1 protein-coding gene is annotated in these 865 nt (G+C 45.4%); it reads right to left on the bottom strand.

The window, feature by feature from the left end; all coding sequences use genetic code 11:
- Positions 1–865: mucin-binding protein (locus IV71_RS08100; RefSeq protein WP_056995053.1), on the bottom strand; the 865-nt coding region annotated here is incomplete at both ends.

Here is an 865-nt window from a genome sequence, read left to right as displayed (position 1 = left end):
TGTTGGATCAACTGGTGTTGGCGCTGGTGCCGGTGTTGGGTCAACTGGCGTTGGCGCATTCTTGGTATAAGTCACTGTCACCACTTGGTTCTGTGCATCGGCATTGACCGTTTCTGCAGCAACTGTCGTCTGCTTAGTAATGCGATCTTCAAGAGTTGGGCTCGTGACTGCTTCAAAGTTGGCGTCCGTTGATTGCCAAGCAGTAGCTGACTTTTCAGCCTTTGTTACAGCATCAATCGTCACGTTACGAGTGAAATGAGCTGTCTGCGTCACGCTTGGTGCAACGGTCTTTCCCTTCGCATCAACGTAGTTAATGGTACGAGTAACCGTCTTTGAAGTTTCCACGCCATTCTCAGGATTTTCAGGCGTTACAGTTTGCATCTTATGACGGAAGTATACCTTATTAATTTGCGAATCAACGGTCCGTCCGTTAACCACGTCGGTTGACGCTGAGAAGACATGCTTATCGTCTTCATTTTCATAACCGGATGCTTCCAAAGCGGCACCAGCATTCTCAAGATTGTCAACGAACGCATCGAACCTACCAATGGTCTTTGGATCTAACCGAGTTTCCAACAGTTTGTCGTGATAAAGAATTTTATCATTATCATCAACATCATACATTGTCACTTCAGTATAAAGATCTGTCGTACTCTCGTACTGAACTGTTTCAGTTTGGTCACCAGTAGTTGCTGTCACAGTTTCACCGTCAACTGTCTTTTTTGGTGCAATCCAGCCATTCACTTCTGGCAATGATACGGCAGTAAAAGTCGCATCCGTTGATTGCCAATCAGTAGCTGAAATTTCCTTACCAGTTACCTTATCAACCGTCACTTCACGTGTGAAATGAGCAGTTTGTGTGACA

Source organism: Fructobacillus fructosus KCTC 3544 (genome assembly GCF_001438695.1).
GTDB lineage: Bacteria > Bacillota > Bacilli > Lactobacillales > Lactobacillaceae > Fructobacillus > Fructobacillus fructosus.
This window is presented reverse-complemented; position numbering and strand designations above follow the sequence as displayed.